The organism is [Leptolyngbya] sp. PCC 7376 (genome assembly GCF_000316605.1).
Classification (GTDB): Bacteria; Cyanobacteriota; Cyanobacteriia; order Cyanobacteriales; family MRBY01; genus MRBY01.
Map to the genome: position 1 here is coordinate 3,485,000 of NC_019683.1, position 12,791 is coordinate 3,497,790.

A 12,791-nucleotide genomic window follows, 5' to 3' on the forward strand; every position below is an offset into this window, starting at 1 on the left:
GCATAGTGAGTTAGCTTATCCTAATTGCCATCAGCATTAGAAGTAGGGCTATCCGATGAATTATCCCGATCCGCGACAGGTACATCCCCTACCGAATTTTCCGCAGGTTTGTTTCATCAAAAACACGGTCAAAAATCCCCAAATCATCATTGGTGACTATACCTATTGCGATGACCCAGAAGATTCGGAGAATTTCGAGCGCAATGTTCTCTATCTATTTCCCTTTGTTGGTGATCGCCTAATTATCGGAAAGTTTTGTGCGATCTCCCGCGGTGTGACATTCATCATGAATGGTGCGAACCATAAAATGTCTGGATTTTCGACCTATCCCTTTGAGATCTTTGGAGAAGATTGGGCGCGGGTCATGCCGAAGCAAGAAGAATATCCCAACAAAGGCGACACGATAATTGGCAATGATGTGTGGATTGGCTATGAAAGTGTGATTATGCCGGGCATCAAAATCGGTCATGGTTCCATTATCGCGGCGAAATCAGTGGTCACAAAGGATGTGCCAGCCTATGGTGTTGTGGGTGGAAATCCAGCCAAACTCATTCGTAAACGATTCGATGATCAAGTGATTGAGTCACTCGAAAAAATTGCTTGGTGGGATTGGGATATACAAAAAATCACCGACAATCTGGAGGCGATCGCCGGTAATAATTTAGACATTTTGAAAAGTCTTAACTGCTAAGCATTTGAACGAGCTGAGCAATTTGCTTTTTGTTGAAGGCTTTTGCCAAAGTTTGGGCTGCATGTTTGGGATCGACAGGCACAAGAATCTGGGGCACTTTCGCGATCGCCAAGTTTTTCAGTTCTGGGCTGAGGGTAATATTTTGCGTTTGACCAAGATCTAGATGATCGCCCGCTGTTTTGAGTTCTTTGATCACAACAGGCGCTAATAAATCAAAAGAATGGCTCTGGTTGGCGATCGCCTTGTGAGCGGCCTTGAGAACCGTTTGCCAAGACTTTGTCTCCTTATCAAGTTTCGCTAGGCCAACACAAACTTTTTGGAGTTGCTGACGATTTGCAGGAGTTGCTTCCTGTTTGAAGAGTGCCAACATTTGACGGAGATGATTGCGCAACTGTTCACCAATTGCAGCGGAGGCCGGAGCCGATGCGGTTGAAGGAACAGGGGTTTCGCCATTGGCCAAACTTTCGAGATAAGCCTGGAGCTCAGCAAATTGTGGCTCTGCCTCTTTCACCATTTCTTGCCCTTCTTCGTCCTTGAGGCCGTAGGGACTTTGCAGTTTATCGAGAAGAGCGGACAAGACATCGTAGGCGTTCAAGAATAATGATTCGAGCTGGTGATCGACATTAATCTTGTTTTCTTTAAAAATCTTGAACCCATCTTCGAGGCGGTGAGCCGTTTTCTGAATGCTGGAATACCCCAACATCGCGGCACCACCTTTCACCGAGTGCGCTGCCCGAAAGAGTTCATTCATCTGCTCGGTGTCATCAGCAGCACCACCGAGGTCGAGAATGCCTTGCTCGATCGTTTCTAGGTGTTCTTTGGCTTCTTCGATAAAGTAACCGAGAATTTTTTGTTGGCTGGCAGCATCCACGGATTCTTTCCCTCACATCTTGGGGTGCAATGTTTAACAGAGTCTGGGCAGGGTGCGATCACCCCGAGCTTTGTTTACGTTATCAAGGATTGCGGGCGCTATCCGCATAGTCCTTAAATTTGTAACGGTCTAGATTTTAATTGTACTGAAAGTTCTTAAGCTATTTTGACGAAATATTTACACTAGCGAATCCATCTTTGGGCGATCATCAAACATCATCTCCATAAGATTGTTCTGAACCTGGAATTGCATCTTTTCAGTGAGCTGCGCAATGGTGTCTTGGCGATCGCCTTTATACTGATCAGCATAATCCTGAAGATTAATCGGATCTCCAATTTTTAGCCAGCCTTCATGCAATCCTTTTGGCTGCGGAATCTCCACCTTAAACACTTCCCGTTCTAAACGAGTCAACGTATCAATAAAGCGTTCTGTGGTGGGATATGCACCGACATAGCCGTCATAAATTGCATCAAAATTCAGGAGCCGCATTGTAGACTGGTAAAGCTTTTCGTGGGTTTCGAGATCGAGGGCAAACTCATCATTGGCTTTTTCGATCAGTAAGGCCTGCATTTTATAGACCCGTTCCCGCAATGGAAAATCCTCGGGGAACGACACATCTAGTTCGTCTTGGCACAGTTGTAATACCGTCTTACGAGTGGTGCGAATCCGGTCATTCCAATCAGCATCTGCTGGGGGCTTAATATCGTACTCTTCTTCCAAATTCGACATCACAGCTTCAGATACTCGACGCAAACGGGGATAAAAATCACTGGATCCTGGCTTAATCCCAAAATGCTTTTCCAGATTTTGCAAGCTTTTTTCGATAATGTTTTTGCCAGACTTGAGATAACGGTATTTGATACTGATCGGCACCAGGTAACAGGGTGGGAATTCTTTTGTTTTCTTAGCAATTGACTGCATCGCTTGGAATGGCAGTTGGATGGCTCCAGTTCGGAACGGCATAATTGCGTCATTTTGGAAGGAGCAACCTCCCTCTGGAAAAATCACCATCCGCGCTCGGTCTTTCTTCAATAATTCCAGCGTATGGGAAATACTGCGGCGATCGCCTAACCCACGCCGAATCGAATAGCATCCTGTTTTTTGCAGAAAGCCGCCGAGCCATCCTTTAAAGTTCTCGTGGGCAACTAAATAATTAGGTAGTGATGCACAAGTAATGGTCATAACTGAAGAGAGAGATTATAGTGTCTGAGAAAATAGACCACTGCTCCAATGTGGTTTTCCCACTTCTTCGAGAAGGAAAGTGCCTGACGGACTAAGCGGGACGTTCTCTGACGTAGAGTGTTGTTGAATCTCTCAATATGATTTGTTTGTCCAGTCTCCTTGCCCACAACTCGATGACGTTTACTCGGTAAGACACAGCCATAGGCATCCCAATAATCGGTGTAGACCAGCGCACACTGACGATACACAGGAGGCAGAGAATCCCATAATTGTTTCGCAGTCTTTTGACTACGGTCTCCGATGGCATATCCCACCACCTCTCGGGTGTCTCGGTCAAGAGCCAGCCAAATCCATGCTTTCTCACCTTTACTACCGACAAAAGACCACAATTCATCCATTTCGATGGTCAGTTGCCCTCTTTTTTTTGAGTCACAGGTAACTCGTGAGGCACAGTCTCTAATTTGGCATTGACATAGTACTGTAGCCAGCGCAGAGAGACCCCTGTGGCACGAGTGATACCAGCGAGAGAGAGACGTTCTAATAGGAGACGGTCAATCAATTGACGAGTGTCAGTTGCAATGGGAGGGTGGGCAGGATGTTCCACAAACTGGCGACCACATTCATGGCAACGATAGCGCTGCTTTCCCGAATGGGTGTGACCATATTTAATGGTGCTGGGAGACTGACATTGAGGGCAAGTGAGCACGGTGAGACTTGACGTTTAATCTTGCCCCTATTCTTCCACAACCATTACTAGTGCACCACTACCAATAATTAAATCCTTCACGCAGCTGCGCAGAAAACAAAAATACGACAAGACCATCATCAAAAGTGGGGTGATTCGGCATAAATACAATCCGCGCATCACCAAGCTGCCGAACCTTTTCTAAATCCTCTTTGCTCACCCGCAACTTTAGCTGGTATTTAAATCTGGCAATCCAATACGACAGACCTTGCATCACACGCACAAGCAATGGTTGCGTTTGTGTCGGAAAGAAATCGGGATTAGACATAAGAATCAATACACAGTCGAGTACAGCTTTTCTTTTATTCTGCCGAAGGAAGCTTGAACTGGATATTAATTTTGTGACGGTAAAAAAATTGGCACAGTATCATTGCAATCACTGTGGCTGCGACCAGAAATTAACGTAGCCTTAGTCTAAACATTATTGATTTCAAAGCGGAGAGAGGGGGATTCGAACCCCCGTTAGGTTTGACCCTAAACCTGATTTCAAGTCAGGCGCATTCAACCGCTCTGCCATCTCTCCAGAAGTGCTATTCAGTTAGCCCGTAGCACAGCTTATCATAGCGTGAATTTTTCTTGACTGTGTATATGATTTTCATAAAAAAAGTGGGGCGATCGCCAGATCACCCCAGATAACTTATCAATATGTTTTTCAACCTAAAGTTTTTAGCCGCTAACCTGTAACTATTGCTATTGAGCCAAAGTATTCGGCGTGGGCAACGCTTCTGGTGACTGTGTTTGTTGCTGTTCAATCGCAGCAGCGTGAGGACTGACGACCATCAAATTAGCGTTATCTTGCTGGCACGCAGACATTGTTTTCACATGCTCCTGCTCATCATCACGAATGGCCACAAAGACATCGTAGAGATTATCAACTTTAGGACGACGATGTTCGGGGATTTGTCCGGTTTGAAACTCATCGAACAAATACAAATCTCCATCGCGATAATAGTTGATGGCGATCGCCGGAGCAGGTTGACCTTTGAGAGTCTCAGCCTCAGCTTTTAGAAATTTGTCGTAAGTCGCATAAGCATGCTCTTCTACAAGCTCCATAAAGCGATAGGCAGAACGTGGCGAAACAATATAGATCCCAACGATAATCCAGTAATAGGCAAGAGCTACAGTTTTGGCGAGCGCACGATCTAGCCAAAAGTTAGAGCCACCGAGGGACTCCATAATCAATAGGTGATGTAGCTCGTTCCAAGACTCTGCAAAATGAATTTTTAGCCAATCAGCTTTACGCCAAAATCCCAAGGTTTCATAAAGATGCAAAACCGATAAATACGAAAAATATGGGACTCGTGCTACCGTTTCGAGCACATAAAATCTTGGGTAGGGGCGGTTGGCATAAACTTTATTGATTACAAAAACTAAGATACTAACTAAGATACGGATCATGCATTTCTCTCCGTAAGAGATTCTGAAAGGTTAGACTCATCAAATTCAGCAATTAAGCTTGTTCAATGAAGTCTTATCTCCCTTTGTTTTAACGCAATCAAAAATACAGTTGGCTAAGGTCTTTAGGTTTCTTTGGAAGTTGTTATCTTGCTTAGCTGAATGCTATGTATAGCAGATCACAAATCCCACACAAGCCCTTATACACAAAGACTTCAGGGACATTCTAAAAAGTCATCAAATATTTATTTAGATCACGAAGCTCATTAGAATTTCACCTTTCTTTATATGATTAGATTTAAGCAACAAAAGTGTTGCTTTCCATATCTCACTTCTCAAAGAAGTCAGGGCTTAATTATTTAGACCTAATAAAAAAGAATGTATCTTCCCATCAAGATGGTTTGATATATTCTTTTCAATATTCTTCAATATTCTTCAATTAATCTTGAAAATATTTGTGTGGCGATCACTAAAAAGCATCAACCAAATTAATTAGTTCTTCAGACGCCCAATCAGTATTGGGATGAGTGGCAATAAAAAACACCATATTCATGTCAGTGATACAACGAATTGTCACACTGTAATCGTCATACTCACCATAGACACCAGATGTCAGCGTTTGATAGTCATAGCCCAAATCTCGAATTACATTTTTCGCCCGAGACAAGCATCGCTTCTGAGATAGGTTCGTTTGTTCCCAAGTTGTCCAAATTTTGGCTGGAGCAGCATCGGCAATAGGGGCGATCGCCACGGAAAGGCATCCAGCTAAAGTAGCACACCATAAATGCTTATTCATTATCAACATAACTTTCTACTGTATCTCCCAATTATAAGTTTGCTCAGTAAACCGCTTAAAGTATAAATGAAGGAAATTTCTGTAGTAGACAACAATTGAATTCAGATCAGAAATCAGCCACTTCTTACTTATCTTAGATTTAAGCGACTTCAAAACTTATTTTGATAATGACTGTAAATGCTAAAAATAATATCTGAATAGTTTCACAAAGAAAGGAGCCTAGCAGCAAACTTCACTATATATGGTCTTAAAATATTAGTGAAAAAAGCTGAAATTTCAATCCAGAAACTCAGACAAGCATCATACTCTTATTTCTTAACGTCAAAGCACATAGAGAATATATAAATGATAAAATTTCATAAGGATCCTACAAAGAAATTTGGGAAATAATAGCAGAGAATCATTTTTGTTAACTGTTTGATTTTGCGATTGATGAAGATAAATATTGCTCTAAGTAAAGAAATCAATATTTCACTCTATTATTTCTGGATTTTTGTTATTGAGGTTTAGATCAATTACATTAATATTTTAAATTTATATACTTTTTGATTTGAATTTCATTAGGAAGGTAGTGAAAACAAAAAGATGGCTCCGCAAGACATAATCCAAGAACAGCTCAATATTATCCAGGAACAACTGGCAAAAGAAAAGCTCTTAAGACAAGTTGGACAACTGATGAGTCAGTCCTTGGATATCGACTTCATTTTAAAGAAAGTTTGTAAAGAGATCCGGAAATTCATCAAGGCAGATAGAGTCGGCATCTTTAAGTTTGAAGAAAATTCAAACTATTGTGCCGGAGCATTTATGGCTGAGTCCAAAATAGAAACTCTTGATTCAGTAATTGAGCTTCGTATCGAAGATCATTGTTTTGGCGAACATTATGCCTCACACTACTTTCAAGGCAAATGTTTTGCCCTTGATGATATTTACAACAACGACTTACTCGATTGCCATATCAAGATTTTAGAGCGCTTTCAGGTACGAGCAAATTTAGTTGTGCCAATTCAAAATCAAGGTAATCTCTGGGGTTTATTATGCGTTCATCAGTGCTCATCCCCTCGTCAATGGCACAATGCCGATATTGATGTCATACAACAATTAGCAAATCATTGTGTTGTAATCATTGAACGAGCTACTTTGTTTAACCAACTGAAAGCAGAAGTTCACCAACTTAAACAAGCAGAAGTCGTTATTAATAGACAAGCACAAAGAGAAAAATTATCCCGAGAAATTAGCCAGCGAATTAGCCAACATCTTGATCTACAGACGATTTTTGATACTGCTTGTGGTGAAATTAGAGATTTTTTACAAGTTGATCGTGTTTGTATTTTTCAATTTATTCCAGAGTCTAACTTCGACGATGGTATTTTCGTTTCGGAATCAATAGCAGAAAATATTAAATCAGTTTTAGAGAAACGAGTTCATGATCATTCCTTCGGTGAGAATTATGCCACCCATTATTTGCAAGGAAAATATCTTGCAATTGAGGATATCTATGAACCAGGAGTATCTCAATGTCATATTGATATTCTTGAGCAGTTCCAAATTCGAGCGAACCTGGTTTTCCCTCTATCTCTAAAAGATTGTTTGTGGGGTTTACTCTGTGTCCATCAATGTAATGCAACGAGGCATTGGGAAAAATCGGAGCTTGATTTAACCCAACAGTTGTCAATAAGTTTGGCGATCGCCATTCAACAAGCAGAACTTTTTGAGCGGCTACAAACAGAACTTGTCCAGCGACAAGAAGCCCAAAAAGCACTGAGCCAACGCAATGAAGAACTCGCTATTACTAATTTAGAACTAGAACGAGCCACTCGACTAAAAGATGAATTTCTGGCAAATATGAGCCATGAACTCCGAACACCGCTCAATACAATCCTCGGGATGATGCAAGCGTTAGGTGAAGAAATCTTTGGCCCTCTTAATAAAGAACAACTTAAATCCATCAGAACAACCGAGCGAAATGGCCACCATTTATTGGAATTAATTAATGAAATATTAGACTTAGCAAAAGTTGAATCTGGAACACTTAAATTAGATTGTAAACCCACAAAAATTGTCAATCTCTGCCAATTTAGTTTGTCAGTTGTTGCTCAGCAAGCCCAAGAAAAAGGCATTCATCTAGAATCAAAATTGCCTTACACAATACCAGAATTAATCCTGGATGAACGGCGAATCAAACAAGTGCTGATCAACCTACTTACTAATGCAATTAAATTCACTCCTAAAGGAGGAAACGTTAGTCTTGAAGTCAAGCATTATATGTTGACTTCAAATATCGAATCAAACACCCGAGATATCATTGAATTTATTGTTACGGATACGGGTATTGGCATTGATCAAAATTTCCTCAACAAACTATTTCAACCTTTTACTCAAATTGATAGTGCGTTAAATCGTCAATATGCTGGAACAGGTCTTGGACTAGCTCTAGCCAAACGCATTGTTAAACTTCATAAAGGGAAAGTAGGTGTAACAAGTGAAGTAGGAAAAGGTAGCTGTTTTATAATTGAACTACCTTGCATCAAAGCATCAAATACTATCGAGAAAAATAAAGATCAAATCAATAATGATCAGTACGAAATAATCTCATTAAAGGAAGCCCAATCTCAACCTCTCATTCTCGTAGTAGAGGATAACCCAGACAATGTTGTCTTAATCAAGAGTTATTTAATCGCAAAAGGTTACCGAATTATTGTGGCGGAAGATGGCAAAAAAGGAATTGATACAGCTTTGTCTAGATCGCCAGATTTAATTCTAATGGATATTCAAATGCCTGATATGGATGGATTTGAAGCGATTGGTCGAATGAGGGAGCATCCAGAATTAACGAATATTCCGATCATTGCTCTTACAGCACTAGCCATGAAAGGAGACAAGAAAAAATGCATTCAGGCTGGCGCAAATGAATATTTAGGTAAGCCAATTAATTTGCGACAATTGGTCAAGATAATGGCAGAACTTTTAGATGATTGAGACAATAAATATCACAATGTCTCAAATGTTCTTTCCCGATATAATAGCATTTTCTAGTCTGATGAGGTGCAATAGCAACAATGAGTAAACCAAGCTCGAATGTCATCAAGGGTAATCTCAGAAAAAGCGACATTAATCGTTTGAGCTAAGTCTGGATAAGTTCTTGCCTCGATACCCCTTAATGTGCCCTTGAACTTTGACCAACAGTTTTCAATTGGCGAAAAGTCTGGGGAATAGGGAGGAAGGTAGATTAACTTGGCTCCTACGGGTATGTAAATTAATTTGTGTAAGCGGTCAAAATCAACAAATGGTTAAGGAGACCGTGACCCATGAAAAAACAGAATCAAACCAGTAGAGGCGTATTCAAGGGCTAGAAGAGAAGATACTGGCTTTGTACAGTCGAGGTATGAGTACCAGAGATATTCAGGCACAAATGCAAGAACTGTATGGGGTGGAGATTTCAGCTGGGCTAGTGAGTGAAGTGACCTCGGCAGTGATGGAGGAAATCAAAGCATGGCAGCATCGTCCTCTGGAGGAGATATATCCGATATTGTGGCTGGATGGCATGAGAATAAAAATCAGAGAGGAAGGACGGGATACGAATCAGACTCTGTACCTAGCACTGGGAGTGAAGCAGTCCGGTCACAAGGAGGTCTTAGGAATGTGGCTATCCTCGGGAGGAGAGGGGGCAAAGTTTTGGTTATCAGTGCTGAATGAAATCCACCATCGGGGGGTCGAACATATCTGCATAGCTTGTGTGGATGGGTTGAAGGGATTTCCCGCTGCCATTGAAGCGGTGTTCCCAAAAACGAGAGTGCAATTATGTATCGTTCATCTGATACGAAATAGCCTGAAATTCGTTTCTTGGAAAGACCGTAAGTCCGTGGTGTCAGACCTCAAGCCTATTTACCAGGCCGCCACAGTTTCCGAGGCAGAATCCGCCTTAACTGCTTTTGCGGAGCGTTGGGACGGTATCTACCCCACTATTTCCCAAATATGGCTGAATCATTGGGAAAACATCATTCCATTATTTGATTATCCAGCTCCCATCCGCCGCATCATTTACACCACCAATGCCATTGAGGCGGTCAATCGCTCTTTGGGCAAGGTGTTAAAAACCAAGAGCATGTTTCCTCATGCAGATGCTGCCCTGAAATTGCTGTATTTAGCCCTGAAGCATTTGATGAAGAGATGGACGATACCAATACCCCATTGGAAAAGAGCTTTGAGCTATTTTGCCATTGATAATCCAGAGTATTTTCTTCACTAATTTTCTTTGCTTACACAAAATTCTTGACACTCCCTGTTCCTGTCCCCCAATGCTCATGGATTCATACCTCTATTCTGCAACGCCTAAACCAGAAACAATATTTTCATTTTTAGCTTCGACAATAGTTACTACTGGTTTTTCTAGATAGAGCTGTTCTCCTGAAGCACTAATAATGTAGTCACAAAAGCCAGCTAAACCCTTTTCTTTGTCAACACTAAAATCTATGCCAGAAAAAAGGCTGATTTTCTGATCAAGTTGATCTTTTATCTCAAGTAAAACATTAATGATAATGAGTTCAGAGCGAGCCTTTTCTGTATTGATTGATAAGGCTAAAGGGACATTGCGACCTAATTGTTTTTAAAAGATAGTCACTCGGAGTAATCGGTGGAATATCGGCAAATGATGATTGAGTTTCAATGATTTCTAAATCAAAGGCAGATTTTACTTTTTTTAGGGTGAAATCACTATATGACATTGCCTTGAAAAGATTGCTTGCTATATCTATTCTGATTGTAAGTTATTTGAGGTTGGATATTGTACTAGAGACGATCGCCTAAACAAAAGCTCTCTAAGCATGTTTGACTTTTCAGGATTCAGAAATAGTTGAATCTGTTTGAGAATGAACTTGTTTGACTCTTTCAAAATCGAGAAACTGACCTCGCGTATTTTTTGCGCAGTATTTTTTCCAAATCTTGTCAGAAATTTGCGGTGCTTCGTCGGTAACGCTTGACCATTCGAGACGCACTTTTTCAATAAAGTCTGTGAATTCTTCGTCCTTAGTTAAGACGATCATTTTCTCTTCAATCTCTTTTTTGATCGCTGATAACTTTGTTGCTGCCGCTAAATGTTTTTCGGAAAGGGCATCGTAATTTAAAAAGGTTTGGAGGGAGGCGATCGCCGCCGTGAGCATACTCGTAGAACCGAGAATAATTTTAATTAGAGCCGGCGTTTCAGCATCATTGAGCGTCGCAAAAACCGTAGTGCCAACCACCGCAGAGAGAACTACGACAGGCACACCCAAATATAAATGTTGACGGCGATAGGACAATGCTTGCCGATAATGGCCTGATTGTGCCGCTCGAATGCGGACATACCATTTCCGCAATAACTCTAATTTCTGTAAGGTGCGATCGCCCATTTATTCCCACCAAAAATCACCTAATTTCCCAGGGAAAATAGCCCTAGTAATCACAGCATACTGGCTACAAGAGAGGACATCGATAACTTAAAACAAATTGTGAAAACATTCCCTAAGCATACGGATTGTTAGCCAAAATAGTCGTAGAAGGCAGCATCAACTCGGTCAAAACACCCATCAAATCTTGAGTTATGACGATAGACGAGATAAACAGAATGACCGCTACTGAGTACAACTACCCTTTAGATTTTCGGCACCTCATTATTCATGAAAGATAAAGAACAGACCATGATTCAGGCATTTATCGATTCATTTGACTGGGGGGTGCTGATTAGCCTCGATAGTCAGGGTCAGATGCTCATGAATAATTCGTTTGTCGAGATATTTCGTATTCCTGATGAGGTGCGGTACGGAATGTCCTACGAAAGTCAGATTAGCTATATCGGTAGTCTGATGCGTGATGAAGGGACGTTTATTCATGAAGTTCATATCACTGAAACCCAACCCCTAATCGAAACCCAAGAGCTCCTACACACTATTGATGGGCGTAGTTTTGAACTGATTAGTAAACCTGTCCGCCTTGATCAGTTAGTGTTGGGGCGAATTTGGAATTTTCAATGTTTTGCAGCGCCTCAGTTTGATCACCAAGGCGTAGCATTCGTCGCAAAAAGACGACAAGAACTTTTGGCAATGCTGGTGTCGCAAACCATTCAGAAGCGATCGCCGAAAGAAATTTTACGCAATGTCGTTAATCAACTGGGCCAAGTCTTTGCGGTCGAACGAGCTATTGTTTATCAGCTCGATGGCAAAGCGCCAGAGGGAATGCGGTTCGAGTGGTCAGTGAATTCCCATATCGGTAACTTCAAAGATTATTATCTTTACTTTCAAAATAACCCGTGGGTTTGGAGCTTCTATAGCCAAGTCCAGTGCAACCATGTCGGAGCAGTGACCGAAGACCCAGCTCGCAAAATTAGAGCGCTCTTACATGAACTAGATGTTAAAACCTGCCTAAGTTTTCCAATTATTGTGGAAGATCATCTCTGGGGCGTACTGCTACTCCACAGTTGTTATCAACAAAAGGAATGGTTGGCGGAAGAGATTGAGTTTTTAGAGGTCCTGACCAATCAATTGGCGATCGCCATCCATCAGTACGAACTTGAACAACAGCTTGCGACAAGTCAACAGCAAATTGCGGCAACCAATACTACCGATGAATTGACTCTCATTCCCAATGCTCGTCGATTTGAGCAAGTGCTTGAAAAGGAATGGCAACGACTTGCCCGTGAGGATTTGCCCCTAACAGTTCTCTGCTGCAAGATCGATCATTTTGACTTGTATCACGATACCTATGGTGAAGAATTAGCTCGCCAATGTTTACAGCAAGTTTCTTGGGCGATCGCCTTAGTTTGCCAACGCCCTGCTGATTTAGTTGCCCGTTGTAGTGCGGAAGAATTTGGCGTGATTTTGCCGAATACGGATCTTGATGGCGCTTTATTCCTCGCTGATCAGATCCTTTCTAGCATTCCAAAATTAGGGATTGACCATCTCCAATCCCCCATCGATAAGCATGTGACAGTGAGCATCGGCATTAACTCGATTGTGCCGACCCTCGCAATTTTGCCATCAGACTTGATGACTTCCACCCAACAAGCTCTAGAAGAGGCGATCGCCACTGGCGGTAATCGCATTAGCTTAGGTGAAATGTTGTCCGTCGCGGATCGCTAATC

Annotated in this window: 11 protein-coding genes, 1 tRNA gene and 1 pseudogene; 4 read left to right on the plus strand and 9 right to left on the minus strand. The window is 41.7% G+C overall.

The genetic code is table 11. The features are described from left to right. The first annotated feature begins 55 nt into the window (after positions 1-55). Positions 56-691, plus strand: a complete 636-nt coding sequence (locus tag LEPTO7376_RS15700; RefSeq protein WP_015135137.1) for a Vat family streptogramin A O-acetyltransferase — start codon at positions 56-58, stop codon at positions 689-691. Here the strand turns inward: LEPTO7376_RS15700 and LEPTO7376_RS15705 are convergent. The 7 genes from LEPTO7376_RS15705 to LEPTO7376_RS15740 all read right to left on the minus strand — a co-directional run bounded on the left by LEPTO7376_RS15705 (position 681) and on the right by LEPTO7376_RS15740 (position 5,680). Further along, positions 681-1,562, minus strand: a complete 882-nt coding sequence (locus LEPTO7376_RS15705; RefSeq protein ID WP_015135138.1) for an Hpt domain-containing protein — start codon at positions 1,560-1,562, stop codon at positions 681-683. The two genes, LEPTO7376_RS15700 and LEPTO7376_RS15705, sit on opposite strands and share 11 nt — an antisense overlap. A gap of 177 nt (positions 1,563-1,739) precedes the next feature. Continuing rightward, positions 1,740-2,744, minus strand: a complete 1,005-nt coding sequence (locus LEPTO7376_RS15710) for a 1-acyl-sn-glycerol-3-phosphate acyltransferase (RefSeq protein ID WP_083891125.1) — start codon at positions 2,742-2,744, stop codon at positions 1,740-1,742. Then, positions 2,741-3,450, minus strand: a protein-coding gene (locus LEPTO7376_RS24920) for an IS1 family transposase (RefSeq protein ID WP_225901104.1) whose coding sequence is annotated in 2 segments (ribosomal slippage) — positions 2,741-3,171 and positions 3,171-3,450 — 711 coding nt in all. Because the reading frame shifts where the segments join, the coding sequence is not laid out codon by codon here. Before LEPTO7376_RS24920 ends, LEPTO7376_RS15710 begins: the two co-directional genes overlap by 4 nt. 58 nt (positions 3,451-3,508) lie before the next feature. After that, positions 3,509-3,757: a hypothetical protein gene (locus LEPTO7376_RS15725; RefSeq protein WP_041763747.1), complete on the minus strand. Its 249-nt coding sequence runs from the start codon at positions 3,755-3,757 to the stop codon at positions 3,509-3,511. Positions 3,758-3,925: 168 nt separating this feature from the next. After that, positions 3,926-4,012, minus strand: a tRNA-Ser gene (locus tag LEPTO7376_RS15730). A gap of 167 nt (positions 4,013-4,179) precedes the next feature. Beyond that, positions 4,180-4,887 carry an alternative oxidase gene (locus tag LEPTO7376_RS15735; protein ID WP_015135139.1) on the minus strand — a complete coding sequence of 236 codons (708 nt, stop codon included), beginning with the start codon at positions 4,885-4,887 and terminating at the stop codon, positions 4,180-4,182. Between the two features lie 466 nt (positions 4,888-5,353). Next, the gene (locus LEPTO7376_RS15740) at positions 5,354-5,680 is read right to left on the minus strand and encodes a hypothetical protein (protein WP_041763759.1); all 327 of its coding nucleotides are present in this window, start codon (positions 5,678-5,680) and stop codon (positions 5,354-5,356) included. A gap of 585 nt (positions 5,681-6,265) precedes the next feature. Here LEPTO7376_RS15740 and LEPTO7376_RS15745 point away from each other — a divergent pair. Continuing rightward, positions 6,266-8,656: a GAF domain-containing protein gene (locus LEPTO7376_RS15745; protein ID WP_015135141.1), complete on the plus strand. Its 2,391-nt coding sequence runs from the start codon at positions 6,266-6,268 to the stop codon at positions 8,654-8,656. Between the two features lie 53 nt (positions 8,657-8,709). Here the strand turns inward: LEPTO7376_RS15745 and LEPTO7376_RS24925 are convergent. Further along, positions 8,710-8,919 (minus strand): annotated as a pseudogene (locus LEPTO7376_RS24925) (transposase); the annotation flags it as partial. 98 nt (positions 8,920-9,017) lie between these two features. Between LEPTO7376_RS24925 and LEPTO7376_RS15750 the strand changes: the two are divergent. After that, the gene (locus tag LEPTO7376_RS15750) at positions 9,018-9,926 is read left to right on the plus strand and encodes an IS256 family transposase (protein WP_225901220.1); all 909 of its coding nucleotides are present in this window, start codon (positions 9,018-9,020) and stop codon (positions 9,924-9,926) included. Positions 9,927-10,512: 586 nt separating this feature from the next. Here the strand turns inward: LEPTO7376_RS15750 and LEPTO7376_RS23735 are convergent. Continuing rightward, positions 10,513-11,064: an SLATT domain-containing protein gene (locus LEPTO7376_RS23735; protein WP_015135142.1), complete on the minus strand. Its 552-nt coding sequence runs from the start codon at positions 11,062-11,064 to the stop codon at positions 10,513-10,515. Positions 11,065-11,331: 267 nt separating this feature from the next. Here LEPTO7376_RS23735 and LEPTO7376_RS15765 point away from each other — a divergent pair, with 267 nt between their 5' ends. Beyond that, on the plus strand, positions 11,332-12,789 hold the full coding sequence (locus LEPTO7376_RS15765) for a diguanylate cyclase domain-containing protein (protein ID WP_015135143.1): 1,458 nt from the start codon (positions 11,332-11,334) through the stop codon (positions 12,787-12,789). The last annotated feature ends 2 nt before the right edge of the window (positions 12,790-12,791 follow it).

What these genes read in the sequence shown, in the direction of transcription:
- LEPTO7376_RS15765 (WP_015135143.1), top strand. Translation starts at nt 11,332, where the DNA reads ATGAAAGATAAAGAACAGACCATGATTCAGGCATTTATCGATTCATTT.
- LEPTO7376_RS15740 (WP_041763759.1), bottom strand. Translation starts at nt 5,680, where the DNA reads ATGAATAAGCATTTATGGTGTGCTACTTTAGCTGGATGCCTTTCCGTG.
- LEPTO7376_RS15725 (WP_041763747.1), bottom strand. Translation starts at nt 3,757, where the DNA reads ATGTCTAATCCCGATTTCTTTCCGACACAAACGCAACCATTGCTTGTG.
- LEPTO7376_RS23735 (WP_015135142.1), bottom strand. Translation starts at nt 11,064, where the DNA reads ATGGGCGATCGCACCTTACAGAAATTAGAGTTATTGCGGAAATGGTAT.
- LEPTO7376_RS15745 (WP_015135141.1), top strand. Translation starts at nt 6,266, where the DNA reads ATGGCTCCGCAAGACATAATCCAAGAACAGCTCAATATTATCCAGGAA.
- LEPTO7376_RS15700 (WP_015135137.1), top strand. Translation starts at nt 56, where the DNA reads ATGAATTATCCCGATCCGCGACAGGTACATCCCCTACCGAATTTTCCG.
- LEPTO7376_RS15710 (WP_083891125.1), bottom strand. Translation starts at nt 2,744, where the DNA reads ATGACCATTACTTGTGCATCACTACCTAATTATTTAGTTGCCCACGAG.
- LEPTO7376_RS15735 (WP_015135139.1), bottom strand. Translation starts at nt 4,887, where the DNA reads ATGATCCGTATCTTAGTTAGTATCTTAGTTTTTGTAATCAATAAAGTT.